The organism is Caballeronia novacaledonica (genome assembly GCF_900258035.1).
Classification (GTDB): domain Bacteria; phylum Pseudomonadota; class Gammaproteobacteria; order Burkholderiales; family Burkholderiaceae; genus Caballeronia; species Caballeronia novacaledonica.
In genome coordinates, this window is the sequence record NZ_OGTP01000003.1 from 289,363 (window position 1) to 304,898 (window position 15,536).

At 65.3% G+C, this 15,536-nt stretch carries 16 protein-coding genes; 13 read left to right on the forward strand and 3 right to left on the reverse strand.

Annotation, left to right across the window (positions count from 1 at the left end; all coding sequences use genetic code 11):
- Position 1: 1 nt before the first annotated feature.
- Positions 2 to 1,024, reverse strand: coding sequence for a VTT domain-containing protein (locus NOV72_RS07475; protein ID WP_106853948.1), 1,023 nt, complete (start codon positions 1,022 to 1,024; stop codon positions 2 to 4).
- Positions 1,025 to 1,321: 297 nt separating this feature from the next.
- On the opposite strand from NOV72_RS07475, the gene NOV72_RS07480 reads away from it, so the two are divergent.
- Positions 1,322 to 1,600, forward strand: coding sequence for an HU family DNA-binding protein (locus NOV72_RS07480; protein WP_008352404.1), 279 nt, complete (start codon positions 1,322 to 1,324; stop codon positions 1,598 to 1,600).
- Between the two features lie 94 nt (positions 1,601 to 1,694).
- On the opposite strand, the gene NOV72_RS07485 is transcribed toward NOV72_RS07480, so the two are convergent.
- Both NOV72_RS07485 and NOV72_RS07490 read right to left on the reverse strand, forming a co-directional pair.
- Positions 1,695 to 2,963 (reverse strand): GTP-binding protein, encoded by a 1,269-nt coding sequence (locus NOV72_RS07485; RefSeq protein WP_106853949.1) that lies wholly within the window; start codon positions 2,961 to 2,963, stop codon positions 1,695 to 1,697.
- 107 nt (positions 2,964 to 3,070) lie between these two features.
- Positions 3,071 to 3,514, reverse strand: a complete 444-nt coding sequence (locus tag NOV72_RS07490; protein ID WP_106853950.1) for a lytic transglycosylase domain-containing protein — start codon at positions 3,512 to 3,514, stop codon at positions 3,071 to 3,073.
- Between the two features lie 590 nt (positions 3,515 to 4,104).
- On the opposite strand from NOV72_RS07490, the gene gspD reads away from it, so the two are divergent.
- From gspD to NOV72_RS07550, 12 genes are all read left to right on the forward strand, one after another.
- Positions 4,105 to 6,486, forward strand: a complete 2,382-nt coding sequence (gene gspD / locus NOV72_RS07495) for a type II secretion system secretin GspD (RefSeq protein ID WP_106853951.1) — start codon at positions 4,105 to 4,107, stop codon at positions 6,484 to 6,486.
- Entirely contained in the window at positions 6,483 to 7,970 is a 1,488-nt protein-coding gene (gene gspE, locus NOV72_RS07500; protein ID WP_106853952.1) for a type II secretion system ATPase GspE, read from the forward strand. Before gspD ends, gspE begins: the two co-directional genes overlap by 4 nt.
- Before the next feature lie 4 nt (positions 7,971 to 7,974).
- On the forward strand, positions 7,975 to 9,192 hold the full coding sequence (gene gspF, locus NOV72_RS07505; protein ID WP_106853953.1) for a type II secretion system inner membrane protein GspF: 1,218 nt from the start codon (positions 7,975 to 7,977) through the stop codon (positions 9,190 to 9,192).
- Positions 9,192 to 9,605, forward strand: a complete 414-nt coding sequence (locus NOV72_RS07510; RefSeq protein WP_106853954.1) for a general secretion pathway protein GspC — start codon at positions 9,192 to 9,194, stop codon at positions 9,603 to 9,605. The genes gspF and NOV72_RS07510 overlap by 1 nt, the downstream gene beginning before the upstream one ends.
- 154 nt (positions 9,606 to 9,759) lie before the next feature.
- Positions 9,760 to 10,230, forward strand: a complete 471-nt coding sequence (gene gspG, locus NOV72_RS07515) for a type II secretion system major pseudopilin GspG (protein WP_106853955.1) — start codon at positions 9,760 to 9,762, stop codon at positions 10,228 to 10,230.
- Between the two features lie 17 nt (positions 10,231 to 10,247).
- Positions 10,248 to 10,721: a GspH/FimT family pseudopilin gene (locus NOV72_RS07520; RefSeq protein WP_106853956.1), complete on the forward strand. Its 474-nt coding sequence runs from the start codon at positions 10,248 to 10,250 to the stop codon at positions 10,719 to 10,721.
- Positions 10,718 to 11,110, forward strand: coding sequence for a type II secretion system minor pseudopilin GspI (gspI, locus tag NOV72_RS07525; RefSeq protein WP_106853957.1), 393 nt, complete (start codon positions 10,718 to 10,720; stop codon positions 11,108 to 11,110). Before NOV72_RS07520 ends, gspI begins: the two co-directional genes overlap by 4 nt.
- On the forward strand, positions 11,088 to 11,762 hold the full coding sequence (locus NOV72_RS07530) for a PulJ/GspJ family protein (RefSeq protein WP_106853958.1): 675 nt from the start codon (positions 11,088 to 11,090) through the stop codon (positions 11,760 to 11,762). The genes gspI and NOV72_RS07530 overlap by 23 nt, the downstream gene beginning before the upstream one ends.
- Entirely contained in the window at positions 11,759 to 12,877 is a 1,119-nt protein-coding gene (gene gspK, locus NOV72_RS07535) for a type II secretion system minor pseudopilin GspK (RefSeq protein WP_106853959.1), read from the forward strand. Before NOV72_RS07530 ends, gspK begins: the two co-directional genes overlap by 4 nt.
- A gap of 36 nt (positions 12,878 to 12,913) precedes the next feature.
- Positions 12,914 to 14,260 carry a type II secretion system protein GspL gene (gspL, locus tag NOV72_RS07540; protein WP_106853960.1) on the forward strand — a complete coding sequence of 449 codons (1,347 nt, stop codon included), beginning with the start codon at positions 12,914 to 12,916 and terminating at the stop codon, positions 14,258 to 14,260.
- On the forward strand, positions 14,257 to 14,760 hold the full coding sequence (gene gspM / locus NOV72_RS07545; RefSeq protein WP_106854060.1) for a type II secretion system protein GspM: 504 nt from the start codon (positions 14,257 to 14,259) through the stop codon (positions 14,758 to 14,760). Before gspL ends, gspM begins: the two co-directional genes overlap by 4 nt.
- Complete coding sequence (locus tag NOV72_RS07550) at positions 14,757 to 15,536, forward strand: type II secretion system protein N (protein ID WP_106853961.1); 780 nt, start codon at positions 14,757 to 14,759, stop codon at positions 15,534 to 15,536. The genes gspM and NOV72_RS07550 overlap by 4 nt, the downstream gene beginning before the upstream one ends.

Below are 15,536 nucleotides of genomic sequence, written 5' to 3' on the forward strand. Positions count from 1 at the left end.
ATCAAGCGGAAGACGACTTGGCGATGACCGGCGCGGCGCCGTTCACGGCGTCTTCGATCATCAGCGGCTCGAGCGCGTAGCCCGCCGCGCGCCATGCCGCGAGGCCGCCGAGCAACGGCGCGACATCGGTGAAGCCATGCGCGACCAGGTCCTTCGCGGCGAGCGCGGCGGACACTTCGCTCGGGCAGTCGCAGTACGTCACGAGCTTGCGGTCGCGGGCGATGCCGGCGAGTTGCGACGCGGCGTCGTCGTGCAGGAGCAGCGCGCCGGGAATGGCGAACGGGTCCATCGCGCGTCGTTCGCGGCGGCGCACGTCGATGACGAGCGGCGGCGGCTCGCCATCGAGCAACGCGCGCAGCATCGCGATATCGATGCGCGCCATGCGCAGCCGACGCAACAGCGACACGCGCTGCCACCAGCGCACGGCGAGATAGAGCGCGAGCGCGATGACCGCGAGCGCGATCACGCCGCGTCCGAAGAGGTCGAGCCAGGCGAGCATGCGATCGACGAGATCGGCGAACATCGCGCCGAACGCGACGCCGATACCCGACCACAGCAACGCGCCGAGCGCGTCATAGAAGAGGAAGCTGCCGAAGCCGATGCCGGTCGCGCCCGCGACGGGAATGGCGAGCGTCGACAGGCCGGGAATGAATTTCGATAACGCGAGGATGCGCACGCCGAAGCGCCCGAAGAAGTCGAGGCTGCGGTTCACGCAGGTATCGCGCGAGATCGAGACCTTGCACATGAAGGCCAGCACGCGGCTGCCGTAGCGGCGTCCGAGCCAGAACCAGAGCGTGTCGCCGAGAAGCGCGGCGATGCTCGCCGTGACGACGATCGCCGCGAGCGGCCCCCATGCAGCCGCCGGGAAGCCCGAAACGGCCCCCGAAGCGAAGCTCGCGGAGACGGTGATGGCACCCGTCAAAACCAATGTGGGCAAGGCTGGGAGCGGCAAACCGAGGCATTCGAGCAGAACGTTGGCAAAAACCAACGGCAGGCCGTATTCGATGATCAGCTCGCGTAGCATGGATCGGACCCAGTTGTTCTGCGCCAAAAAAACCGCCGGGAGCCCAAAAAATATAAGGGTAAATCTTTGAAACCCTTATCCTGATTGGGTTTGCGCTGCGCTATCATACCAAGCGCCGCGTATAGAGGCGGCGTGAAGGCGACGAAGTGAAGCAATGCCGGTGAGATGGCGCGTGAGAACGCCGATTCGTCGGGCAGGCACGCCAGAAGGCCGCCCCTACTCGACTGCACGGCTTGCGCACGTATAATCGGCGCGTTCGCGCTGTTCGTGTCAACCTAAACTGATAAAGGAACCTTAATGAACAAACAGGAATTGATCGACGCCGTAGCCGCTCAGACCGGCGCCAGCAAGGCTCAAACCGGCGAAACGCTGGACACGTTGCTCGAAGTGATCAAGAAGGCTGTCTCGAAAGGTGACGCAGTGCAGTTGATCGGCTTCGGCAGCTTCGGCTCGGGAAAGCGCGCAGCGCGCACCGGCCGCAATCCGAAAACCGGCGAGTCCATCAAGATTCCGGCCGCAAAGACGGTCAAGTTTACGGCTGGCAAGGCATTCAAGGACGCAGTGAACAAGCGGTAAGCTTCTTGCCGATTGTGCGGCTACTCGAAGTAGCCAGTAATGCATAACCCGCCTTTGGCGGGTTTTTTTTCGGCCGCGTTTCGTCTGCCGGCCTTCAATGCTGATGATCCTCGCAATCGCAATCGGAACCATGGTCGTGGTCGTGATCATGATCGTGTTCGTCGATTTCCCACGCGGGGAACGGATCGGCGAAACGTTGCCAGCCATCGGGGCCGAGTGCCCATTCGTCGTCGGTTAGAAGGCATGCGTCGAACTTCGTCTGCCATGCGCCGCGATCGAGATCCTCGCCGATCAGCACCAGTTCCTGCCGGCGATCGCCGATGCTGTTGTCATCCGGATCGCCATACCATTCCGCGACGATCTCCGCTTCGAGCTCGGGGTCGTCGGTCGGCCATTCGCTGCGATCCTGCGCGGCCCACCACAGCCCCGCCGGACCATGCCGGACCGTGCCGCCCGCCTGCGACAGCGAGCCGCCGACATCGCTGCGCGTCGCGAGCCAGAAGAAGCCCTTCGCGCGCAACACGCCGGGCCATTCCTGATGCAGCAGATTCCAGAGGCGTTCCGGATGAAACGGACGGCGCGCGCGATACACGAAATGGCCGACGCCGGAGGCATCGGCTTCGTCGTTTTCCGCATGCTCGCCGTTGAGAATCGCGAGCCAGGCGGGCGCGCTCGCGGTTGCATCGAAGTCGAAGCGGCCGGTGTCGAGCACGTCGCCGGGACGCACATCGCCAGATTGCGCCCGCACTTGCAGCGCGCGCGGATTGAGACCGTGCAGGATTCGCGCGATCCTTTCGACGTCGCCGGCGCTGGCGAGATCGATCTTGTCGATGACGACGACATCGCAGAATTCGATCTGCTCGACGAGCGTTTCGACGACCGTTTTATCGTCTTCATCTTCGTCTTCGTCGCCTTCTTGCGAGAGTCCGCGCTCGGCGAGCGAATCCGAAGACGCGTAGTCGCGCAGGAAGCTCGCGGCATCGATCACGGTGACGAACGTGTCGAGATGCGCGCGGCCCGCGAGCGTCGCGTCGTCGTCGTCGCCGAACGCGAGATGCTCGGCGATCGTCATCGGATGAGCGACGCCCGGCGTTTCAACGACGATCGCATCGAAGCGCTGCTGCTCCGCGATCCACGCGATCGCGCTTTCGAGCGCTTCCATCGAGCGGTCGCCGAGCGTCAGCACGAGGCAGCCGTTGGGCAGTTCGGTGGTCTCGCGATCCGCGCCGGACGCAGCCTTGGCGCATGTCACGGCGCCGATGCGTATTCCTTCGGCGTTGGCGAGCAAGGCATCGACGAGTGTGGTCTTACCCGCGCCGGTGAATCCCGAAAGCACGGTAATGGGCAATGGCGTCTGATTCATCGCAGTGGAGCGTGACGGGGAAGGGAGCGCGCGTTGCCGTTCGGCCGCGCAGGCGATCGAATAGGGGATTTTGCATCAAATGCGCACCGGACGCGGCGCGCCGAAGATCAGCGCGTGGCCTGGAGCAGCTTCCAGCGGCGCAGGATCTCGATGATCTGCGACGAATACTTGTCGCGCAGCGCGGGTGTTTCGGAATGGTAAGCACCGACCGCCTGCCACGAATTGCCATACTTGTTCATTTTCTGGCGCAGATGCCACGCGGCGACATACACGCTCTTGCATGGCTCCATCAGCGTGCCGCTGGAAATGCCGTACTGGGCGAGCGTGTTCAGATGGATGGAGTTGATCTGCATCAGCCCATAGTCGGTCGAGCCGTTGGCGTTCTTGTTGATGGCGTCGGGCTTGTTGTGCGATTCCTGCCATGCGATTGCGCGCAGGATGAGCGGATTGACCTTCTGGTACTTCGCTGCTTCGTCGAAGCAGTCTGCGTGTGCCGAGGCAGCCGCCGTGAGCGGCACGCATAGCGCAAGTAGTCGCAGTGTTCTCTTCATCTTCGTTCAACTCCATCCGCCCACGCGGAACGTCATGCCGCCGTTGCGGCGCCTTGGCGCCAACGCCAACAAAGCAACGCCCGCGGCCGGACTGCATGGGGAAAACCCGCCCATTTCACGACCGCCCGGAATGCGGAACCGACCGTATCATACCGGCTGACGATTCAGACCATAAGTTGGCTATCAGACATACGCCCCGTTGACCGCCGGAAAGCCGCATGCACGCGACTTCGCCCGATCGCCGCCAGGACGTGTTCTAAATGTATGAATAATAAGACTTCTAGACGGGGTACAATTCGGCTCCCGCGTGCATCGGCCGACCTTTGGAATCGCTCCAAGTACGGTCTATCGGCAAGTTATTCGAAAGCTTGAGAGCGCTGGACGGTAACGAAAATGCAGCCGATCCGGAACGATTTGGCACAATTTCGTTACATTAAGCTGTTATCGTCGCATTTTTTGAAATGATCGCGAGAGGCCGGAACCATTCCGTCCCACCCGCGATTGGCAGCGCTCCCGGCTGAGGAGCGGTGCTGCCTTAGCCGGCTCCCCAGAGACCCGGCTCTGACATCACATTCATGAGAAGACAACCTATGGCACTGCGTCGTATCGCGACGGCACTGCTGGCGGCGGGACTTATCGTCGCGCAAGCCGCGCACGCGCAAGTGACGTTGAATTTCGTCAATGCGGACATCGACCAGGTCGCGAAAGCGATCGGCGCCGCTACCGGCAAAACGATCATCGTCGATCCCCGCGTGAAGGGGCAACTCAACCTGGTTTCTGAAAATTCGGTTCCGGAAGATCAGGCGCTGAAGACGCTCCAGTCGTCGCTGCGCATGCAGGGCTTTGCGCTCGTGCAGGATCACGGCGTCCTGAAAGTCGTGCCCGAAGCCGACGCCAAGCTGCAGGGCGTGCCCACGTATGTCGGCAATGCGCCGGCCGCGCGCGGCGATCAGGTGATCACGCAGGTCTTTCAGTTGCGTAACGAATCGGCGAACAATCTTTTGCCGGTGCTGCGCCCGCTGATCTCGCCGAACAACACGATCGCTGCCTATCCGGCGAACAACACGCTCGTCGTCACCGATTACGCCGACAACGTGCGCCGCATCGCGGGCATCATCGCGGGCGTCGATACGGCGGCGGGCCGCTCCGTCGACGTCCTCACGCTGAAGAACGCGAACGCCATCGACGTCGCCGAGCAGATGAACAAGCTGCTCGATCCCGGCGCGATCGGCAGCACCGACGCCACGCTCAAAGTCACCGTCACGCCCGACGCGCGCACCAACTCGCTGATGTTCCGCGCGTCCAGCAGCGCGCGCCTCGCCGCGGCGAAGCAACTGGCGCAGAAGCTCGATTCGCCGACGTCGCAGCCGGGCAACATGCACGTCGTGGCGCTGCGCAACGCCGACGCGACGCGCCTCGCCAAGACGCTGCGCGCGATGCTCGGCAAGGGCAACGGCAATTCGGACAACACGAGTTCCAGCTCGAACTCGAATTCGTTCGGCCAGAGCGGCAACGGCCTCGGCAGTTCGTCGATGTCCACCGGCACGTCCGGCACGCCGCCGCTGCCTTCCGGCCTCGGCGGCAGCTCGGGCAGCAGCAACAATCCGATGTCGGGCGGCACCGGCAACCGCGACTCCGGCTTCTCGTCGAACAAGGACAGCGATTCCGGCAACGACCAGGGCGGCGGCATGATCCAGGCCGATTCCGCGACGAACTCGCTGATCATCACCGCGGCGGACCCGGTCTACCGGAACTTGCGCGCCGTGATCGACCAGCTCGACGCGCGCCGCGCGCAGGTCTACATCGAGGCGCTGATCGTCGAACTTTCCGCGACTTCGGGCGCGAACCTCGGCATTCAGTGGCAGGGTGCGCTGCTTTCCAATAGCGGCAACAACGCGCTCTACGGCAGTACGAGCTTCGGTTCGGGCAACACGAACATCGTCGATCTGACCTTGCAGGGCAACGCGATCGCGCAGAATCCGTCGGCGCTCACATCGGCGACGGGCCTGCTCGCGCAGGGCGTGAACATCGGGCTGCTGCACCGCTTCGGCAACCTGTTCGGACTGGGCGGCCTGCTGCAGGCACTGTCGACGTCGGCGGATGCGAACATCCTCTCGACGCCTAACCTCATCACGCTCGACAACGAGGAAGCGAAGATCGTCGTCGGCCAGAACGTGCCGGTCGTGACGGGTTCGTACGCAACGCCGACCGCGAACGCCGCGACATCGGTCACCGCGTTCAACACGTTCGACCGCCGCGACGTCGGCGTGACGCTGCACGTGAAGCCGCAGATCACCGACGGCGGCGTGCTCAAGATGCAGATCTATCAGGAAGATTCGAGCGTCGATACCACCACGAAGAACGATCCGGGCGGCGTGACGATCAACACGCGCTCGGTGCAGTCGACCATCCTCGCGGATGACGGCGAGATCGTCGTGCTCGGCGGCCTGATGCAGGATCAGTACAACAACAACAACAGCAAGATTCCGCTGCTCGGCGACATTCCGTTCATCGGCAGCCTGTTCAGAAGCGAAAGCAAGACGCGCACGAAGACCAACCTCATGGTGTTCCTGCGCCCGGTGATCGTGCGCGATCAGGCAACTTCCACGCAGATCGCGAACACGCGCTACGACTATTTGCGTCAGCAGCAATACGGCTCGACGACGGACAACCGTCTCATCAAGGACCAGAATGTGCCGGTGATGCCGCCGAAGCCGCTCGGTCCGAGCGAGGGCGGCGGCGCGCCGGCGCAGAATCTGCTGGACTGGAGCAACACGACGCGCGGCCCCGGCCCGAGCACGACGCTGCCGCAGAATCCCGATTCGGGTCTCGCGCCGCAGCCGACGCCGCCGTCGCAGGGCAGCTATCCGCTTCCCGCGAACGGCGCGACCAACGCGATGCCGGGCAACGCGGCGACCAATACCCTGCCGGGTAACGCCGCGACGAACGGTCAACAGGGAGTACGGCCGTGAGCACGGTCAACGATGCAGTCGAGAGCGCGAGCAGCGCGGCGTCGCCGCTGGCGGCCCGGCTCGTGCCTTACGGCTTCGCGCGCAGCGGGCAGATTCTGCTCGCGCACCAGCACGCCGACAGCATCGAAGTATGGATCAGCGAGCGCACGACCGACGCGGCGCTCGCGGAAGTCGCGCGCAATTTCGGCGCGCTGTCGATCGTCCGCAAGTCCGCCGACGAACTCGCCGCGGCGATCAATTCGGCGTACGCGCGCAACGACGGCAGCGCGGCGCAGGTGGTCGGCGAAGTGGAAGGCGAAGTCGATCTCTCGCGTCTGATGCAGGACATTCCCGAAGTCGAGGACTTGCTCGAATCGGAAGACGACGCACCGATCATCCGCATGATCAACGCGCTCCTTACGCAGGCGGCGCGCGAGCAGGCGTCGGATATTCACATCGAGCCGTTTGAAAACGCGTCGGTGGTGCGCTTTCGTGTCGATGGCACGTTGCGCGACGTCGTGCGTCCGAAGAAGGCGCTGCACGGCGCGCTGATCTCGCGTATCAAGATCATGGCGCAGCTCGACATCGCGGAAAAACGTCTGCCGCAGGACGGCCGCATCACGTTGCGCGTGGGCGGACGTCCGGTCGATGTGCGCGTCTCGACGCTGCCGACCGGCCACGGCGAGCGCGCGGTGCTGCGTCTCTTGGAAAAAGACGCGCAGCGCCTGAATCTCGAAACGCTCGGCATGGCGCGCGACACGCTCGTCAACTTCGACAAGCTGATCGGCAAGCCGCACGGCATCGTGCTCGTGACCGGCCCGACCGGCTCCGGCAAGACGACCACGCTCTATGCGTCGATGTCGCGGCTGGAAACCACGACCACCAACATCATGACGGTGGAAGATCCGATCGAATACGACCTGTCGGGCATCGGGCAGACGCAGGTGAACGAGCGCATCGGCATGACGTTCGCGCGCGCCTTGCGTTCGATTCTTCGTCAGGATCCGGACATCATCATGATCGGTGAAATCCGCGATCTCGAAACCGCGCAGATCGCGGTGCAGGCTTCGCTCACCGGTCACCTGGTGCTCGCGACGCTGCACACGAACGACGCCGCCTCCGCCGTCACGCGTCTCACCGACATGGGCGTCGAGCCGTATCTGCTGGCTTCGTCGCTGCTCGGCGTGCTCGCGCAACGGCTCGTGCGCCAGCTCTGCCCGGCATGCAAGGAAGAGCGCGTCGAGGAAGACGGCACGAAGCATTACCATCCGGTCGGCTGCGAGCGATGCGGCCAGTCGGGTTATGTGGGACGTCGCGGTGTCTACGAACTGCTTCTGATCGACGACGAAATCCGCCCGCTCATCCATCGCAATGCGGCGGATGCCGAGATTCTCGATGCAGGCCGCAAGCAGGGCATGCGCACGCTGCGCGAAGACGGCGACCGCTGGCTCGCCGCCGGCGTGACGTCGCTGGAAGAAGTGCTGCGCGTGACGGGCGGAGAGTAACGGTATGCCGGCTTTTCGTTTCGAAGCGATCGATCACGCGGGCAAGACGCAAAAAGGCGTGCTCGATGCCGACAGCGCCCGCGCCGCGCGCAGCCAGTTGCGCACGCAAGGGCTGACGCCGCTCGTCGTCGAGGCGGCGGGCACGCGCACGCGCGGCGAGCGCCAGCAGCGGCTGTCGCTCGGGCGGCGTCTGTCGCAGCGCGAACAGGCAATTCTCACGCGCCAGCTCGCGAGTCTGTTGATCGCGGGTCTGCCGCTCGGCGAAACGCTCGCCGTGCTGACCGAGCAGTCCGAACGCGATTACATCCGCGAACTCATGGCGGCGATCCGCGCCGAAGTGCTCGGCGGCCATTCGTTCGCCAACGCGCTCGCGCAGCATCCGAAGGACTTTCCGGAGATTTATCGCGCGCTCGTCGCGGCGGGCGAGCACACCGGCAAGCTCGGCCTCGTGCTGTCGCGTCTCGCGGACTACATCGAACAGCGTAACGCGCTCAAGCAGAAGATCATTCTGGCGTTCACGTATCCGGGGATCGTGACGATCATCGCGTTCGGCATCGTCACGTTCCTGCTGAGCTATGTCGTGCCGCAGGTCGTGAACGTGTTCGCGAGCACGAAGCAGTCGCTGCCGTTTCTGACCGTCATGATGATGGCGCTCTCGTCGTTCGTCCGAAGTTACTGGTGGGCGGTGCTGATCGGCGTCGTGATTTTCGCGTGGCTCGTGAAGAGCATCCTCGCGCGGCCCGGGCCGCGCATGTCGTTCGACCGCTGGCTGCTCGGCGCGCCGCTCGTCGGCAAGCTGGTGCGCGGCTATAACACGGTGCGCTTCGCCAGCACGCTCGCGATTCTCACCGCCGCCGGCGTGCCGATCCTGCGCGCGCTGCAGGCCGCCGGCGAAACGCTCAGCAACACGGCGATGCGCGAAAACGTCGACGACGCCATCGTGCGCGTGCGCGAAGGCTCGTCGCTGTCGCGCGCGCTCGGCAACACGAAGACGTTTCCGCCCGTGCTGGTTCACCTGATCCGCTCGGGCGAAGCGACCGGCGACGTCACCACGATGCTCGACCGCGCGTCCGAAGGCGAAGCGCGCGAACTCGAACGGCGCACGATGTTCCTCACGAGCCTGCTCGAACCGCTGCTGATTCTCGCGATGGGCGGCGTGGTGCTGGTGATCGTGCTCGCGGTGATGTTGCCGATCATCGAACTGAATAATCTGGTGCAGTGATGAACGCCCTTCAAACTCGCTTACTGACGCTCGCCGCGCTCGCGCTCTTTTGCGTGACGGTGACGTACTGGGTCGTGACGCTGACCGTGCGCGATACCAAACCGTCGCCCGCGGCGGTCGCGACGCGCGCGCCGTCGGTGGAACAGGCCGCGACCATTTTCGGCGGACGGCTGGAGCGTCAGGCCAATTCGGATGTGCATCTGTTCGGCATTCTCGCGTTGCAGGGCGGCGCGGCGGCCATCGTGAGCTACGGCGGCGAAGCGGCGAAGGCCGTGTCGCTGGGCGGGCCGCTCACGCAGGGCGTGAAGCTCTCGGAAGTGCGCGCGCGGTCGATCATCATCGATCGCAATGGCGTGAAATCGGAGATCTTCCTGCCGCAGAATCCGCCCGGGCCGACGATCTGGGTGCGCTGAGCGCGACACGATGCCTCGCTCGGGCACAAATCACGCGACGAAAGCGGATCGATAGAATGACCGGCGGCTTGCGGAAGACGGCAAGCCGCGATTTTCCAATCATCACCGGGCATGGCGCCCGGAAACGATATTTTCAATTCAAGAGGTAGCAGTCATGCAAATGTGGACACAACGCCGCATGCGAATTCAACAGGCTCAGGCGCAAGGACGCCGGCAACGCGGCTTCACGCTGATCGAAATCATGGTCGTGATCGCGATTCTCGGCATTCTCGCCGCGCTGATCGTGCCGAAGATCATGAGCCGCCCGGACGAGGCGCGCCGCGTGGCCGCGAAGCAGGACATCGGCACCATCATGCAGGCGATGAAGCTGTATCGCCTCGATAACGGCCGTTATCCGACGCAGGAGCAGGGTCTGCGCGCGCTGGTCGAAAAGCCGTCCACCGAGCCGGTGCCGAACAACTGGAAGGACGGCGGCTATCTCGAACGCCTGCCGGCCGATCCGTGGGGCGGCCAGTATCAGTATCTGAATCCGGGCGTGCACGGCGAAGTCGACGTCTTCAGCTACGGCGCGGACAACAAGGCCGGCGGCGAAGGCAACGATGCCGACGTCGGCTCGTGGCAGTAAGTCTCGCGGCATAGATCGTGAACGGGCATTCGTCGGCGCGGCGTCAGGCAGGCTTCACGCTGCTCGAAATGCTCGTCGTGCTGGTGATCGCGGGTTTGCTGGTGTCGCTTGCTTCGCTGCAACTGACGCGCAACCCGCGCACCGATCTCAACGAGGAAGCGCAGCGTCTCGCGCTGCTGTTCGAATCGGCGGGCGACGAGGCTCAGGTGCGCGCGCGGCCGATCTCCTGGCAGCCGCTCGACGGCGGCTTTCGCTTCGACATCCGCACCGAAGACGGCTGGCGCCCGCTGCGCGACGACCTTTTGCGCCAGCGGCGCTGGGAAGGCGGCGTGACCGGCGTGTCGATCCACTTCCTCGACTCGGACAAAACGGTGAGCCGGCTCGTGTTCGGCACCGAAGCCATCGACGCGCCGATGGAAATCACGCTCTTCTCGGCCGTGGGCCGCGTGACGATTGTCGGGAGCGGCAACGGCCGCTATCAGGTGCGATGATGCGCGAACGTCGTCGATATCAACGCGGCTTCACGATGATCGAAGTGCTCGTCGCACTGGCGATCATCGCGGTGGCGCTCGCCGCCTCGGTGCGCGCGGTCGGCTCGCTCGCGACGGGCGAAGCGGATCTGCATCGGCGGCTGCTTGCGGGCTGGAGCGCGGACAACGAACTCGCGCAACTGCGGCTCTCGCATCAGTTTCCGCCGATCGGCTCGCGCACCTTCGACTGCTCGCAGGGCAATCTGAAGCTCGTCTGCACGCAGCGCGTGAGTCAGACGCCGAATCCGATTTTCCGGCGCGTCGAGATGTTCGTGTCGACGCCGGGCCGCTCCGGCAATCTGGCGCAAATGGTCACGGTGGTGGCAAATGAAACGAACCGCTCGCTCTGAGCGCGGCAGACGGCAGCGCGGCTTCACGCTGCTGGAAATGCTGATCGCCATCGCGATTCTCGCGGTGCTCGCGGTGCTGTCGTGGCGCGCGCTCGATTCGGTGATCCGCGGCCGCGCGACGATCGAAAACGCGATGGAAGACGAACGCGTCGTCGCGCAATTGTTCGACCAGATGCGTATCGACGCGCGCCAGGCCGCCACCGACGACGAAGCCGGCCAGCCCGCCGTGCAGGTCGGCAACGGCTCGCTGCAGATCGTGCGCGGCGTGTTCGCGCCGGGCGCGCCGCCGCGCCTTCAGGTGGTGCGCTACCGGCTGTCGAACGGGCGCATCGTGCGGTTTGCGTCGCCGCCGCTGTCGAATGTCGGTGAAGTGCGGCGCGCGTTGTCGTCGGGCGATACGGGCGACGGCTGGAGCTCGATTCCGCTGATGGGCGGCGTGGCCTCGCTCGCGACGCGCGTCTACATCCCGGAAAAAGGCTGGACGACGCGTATGAGCGACGTGCTCGCGCAGATCAACCAGAACGACAACAACCTGAAAGTGCCGCAGATCGGCAACGCGCCGCTGGCGCGCGCGGTGTCGGGCATTCAGATCGCGGTCGGCGCGCGCACGCTGGCGTCGCCGCTCACGCGCGTATTTCTGGTCGGAGAATGAGCATGCGCGCTTCGAACCCGAACAAGCAGCGCGGCGTCGCGATCATCAGCGCGCTTCTGGTCGTGTCGCTCGCGGCCATTCTCGTGTCGGGCATGTTGTGGCGTCAGCAGGTGCAGATTCGCCGTATCGAGAATCAGCGGCTGCTCGCGCAGGCGCAGTGGATTTCGCGCAGTGCGCTCGACTGGACGCGCCTCATCCTGCGCTCGGAAGCCGATACCTCGCCGACCGTCACGTATCTCGGCGGCGTGTGGGGCGTTCCGATCGCGAAGACGAAGCTGTCGGATTTTCTCGGGCAGATCGGCGAAGTGCGCGCGCAGCAGGGCGCATCGACGTATCTGTCCGGCTCGATCGAGGACGCGCAGGCGAAGTTCAACCTGCGCAATCTGGTCTCGACGCCGACGCCCGGCGTGCTGACCATCAACGTCGCGCAGATTCAGGTGTTCCAGCGACTGCTGGCGATGCTCGGTATCGACGGCTCGCTCGCGAAGACGGTGGCGCTGCAAATGCGCGCGGGCCTCGCGCGCTCCGCGACGCGCTTTCAGACGCAGACGGGCAACAACGCGACCACGGCGACCGGCACCAACAACGAAGCGACGACGCTCGCGGCGATCGCGCAGGGCGGCGGCACGGGCGGCGGCAATTTCACGGACGATCCCGGCCTGAAGGACGCGGACAGCAACGCGCCCGTCGCGCCTTTGCAGATGATCACCGTCGATTCGCTGCTCGACGTGCCGGGCTTTTCGCAGGAAGCGGTCGCGAAGCTGCGCCCGTTCGTCACCGTGCTGCCGACGACGACCGCCGTGAACATGAACACCGCGCCCGCCGAAGTGGTGGCGGCCGTGGTGCCGGGCATGAACCTGTCGCAGGGACAGGCGTTCATCGCGCGCCGGGAAACCGTGTTCTTCCACGATATCGGCAACGTGCAGCTCGCGCTGACCGGCGCGGGCATCAAGACGGTGTCGGTCGATCCGAACGAGATGGACGTCACCACGAAGTATTTCGTGATCCACGGGCGCGTCGAACATGAACGCGCGCAACTGGAGCGCACGACGCTCGTGTATCGCGATCCGACGACGCATACGACGCGCATTGTCTACACGCGCGATGCGCTGTGAAGTCGTGCCGCAGTCATTGATGAGAGGAAGTGGCCATTGAGCACACTGATCGTTTTATTGCCGCCGCGTGATCCGGCGGTGCGCTCGGAAGAGTGGCACCTGCCCGATCTGCCGTTTTTGCTGCTCGACAAGCGCGGCGAGCCGCAACGCGCCGGCCGCGCGGCGCTCGGGCTTTTGCCGCGTGCGAGCGCGACGGTGCTGATCGTCGCGGCGCGCGACACGCTCCTGCTCGCCGCTTCCGTGCCGCCGCTAAAAGGCCCGCGCTTGCGGCAGGCGCTGCCGAACGTCGTCGAGGATCAACTGATTCAGGATCCGCAGACGTGCCACATCGCCGTCGATCCCGTCGCACTCGCCGATGGCAAGCGCGTGGTCGCCGTCATCGATCGCGGCTGGTTCCGCTTCGTGCTGGGCGCGTTTTCGGGCGCGGGGCATCGCAATGTGAAGGCCGTGCCCGCGATGCGTTGCCTGCCGGTTCCGGCCTCGGCGCCCGTCGAGGAAGCCACCGAGGGCAAGGAAATCGAAGCGCCGCCGACACCGTTCGTCGCCGGTCTGCTCGGTCAGGTCGTGTCGACGGCGCCCGCGCTGATCGGCGAGCTGGCCGCGCCGTCGCCGGCCGCGTTCGGTGCGCCGCGCATCGAGATCGCGATTGCGCGCGGCGAACGCGCGGCGCTGGGCGAAGGCCTCGCGCTGCCCGCCGATTCGATCCCCGCGACACTCGCCGCGCTCGCAGGCGATCACCCCGCGACACTTTATGCGCTCGCCGATCTTCCCGGCGACGAGCCGCGCCTTTCCGGTTCGCGCAACGCTGCGGCGGCGGTCGCCGGCGCGCATCCGGTCACGTTCGAGGCGCTCGCGCGCAACGCCGTCGCGAGCCGCTTCGACCTGTGCCAGTTCGAATTCGCCGCGCAGCCGTGGCGGCTCGACCGCGCGACGATGCGGCGCCTGCGCGTGCCGATCGCGCTCGTGGCGGCGTCGATCATCGTGTCGATCATCGGCGTCAACGTGCAGTGGCTGCAACTCGCGCGTCAGCGCGACGCGATCGCCGCGCAGGAAACCGAGCTGCTGCTCAACGCGTTCCCGAAGACGACCGTCGTGCTCGACGCGCCCGATCAGATGACGCGCAATCTCGATCGCCTGCGCGTGGCGTCGGGCGAACTGTCGCCGTCGGATTTTCTGTCGCTCGCGGACGGACTCGCGCGCTCGCTCGGGCCCGTGCCGGTGAACGGCGTGGCGGGGCTCGATTACCGGGATCGTCATCTGGAAGTGACTTTCAAGCCGGAAACGAAGGTCGATCCCGATCTGGGCAAGCGCCTCGCGGCGAACGGCCTGAACGGTTCGATCGATACCAACACCGGCAAATGGACGATCAGGAGCGGCCAATGAAAGCGGAAATCGCACGTTCACTGTCGGAATTCTGGGAAGTGCGCACGCCGCGCGAGAAGACGCTGCTGATGTGGGGCGGCCTCGCGCTCGTGCTCGTGCTCGTGTATCTCGTGCTGTGGGCGCCCGCATACGAAGGCCGCGCGCGTCTGCGCGAGAGCTTGCCCGCGATGCAGCGCCAGCTCGCGACGATGACCGCGCAGGCCAACGACGCGCGCTCGCTCGCGCCCGCCGCCGAAGGCGTGATGCCGACGGGCGGCGCGTTGCGCGATGCGCTCGCGAAATCGCTCGCCGACAACGGCATGCAGCCGGCGCAGATTCAGGTGATCGGCGCGGCGGTGCAGATTCAGTTGAAGAATGCGTCGTTTCCGAACTGGACGATGTGGCTCGACGACGCGCGCAAGCAATTCAAGGTGCAAGTGTCGGAGGCGCACGTCACGGCGCTGAAGCCGGACGGTCAGGTGGATCTGACGGCATCGCTGCAACCGGCCGGCGCGAAATGAGCTACTGGACGCGACGTTTCCGGCTCGCGTTGCCGGCGCTTTTCGTGATCGTGATATCGGTTGCCGGCACGCTGCTCGCAATGATGCCCGCCGCGTGGATCGTGCCGCAGTTCTCGAAGGCGACGGGCGGCCACGTGAATCTGGTCGATCCGGCGGGATCGCTGTGGAGCGGCTCGGCCACGCTGATGCTCGCCGCGGGCACCGACGGCGCGGGCGCGACGCTTCTGCCGGGGCGCATCGAATGGACGACGTCGTTCCTGCCGCTCTTCACCGGCCGCGTGCACATGACGATGCGTCAGACCGACGCGATGCCCGACGCCGTGACCGTCGACGCCAACACGCGCGGCGCGACCGTCACGGCGGGACAGATCGCCGTGCCCGCGACGCTGCTCGCGGGTCTTGGCGCGCCGTTCAACACGCTGGATTTCGACGGCAACGTGCGGCTTTCGTGGACCGACTTCCGCTTGCTGAACCGAAACACTTACGGGCAAGTGGTCGTCACGCTCGACGACATGGCTTCGCGCGTGTCGCGTGTGAAGCCGCTCGGCTCGTACCGCGTCGCGCTGCAGGCGCAGGGCGCATCCGCGACGATCGATCTTTCGACCAGCAAAGGGCCGCTCATGCTCACCGGCAACGGCGCGATCTCGCAGGAATCGACGTCGTTCCAGGGCACCGCGACGGCCGCGCCGGATCAGCGCGAAAACCTCGCGGGTCTGCTGAACCTGCTCGGCCGCCATACGGATCCGGATACGGTCGCGCTGACCTTCATGCGCTAG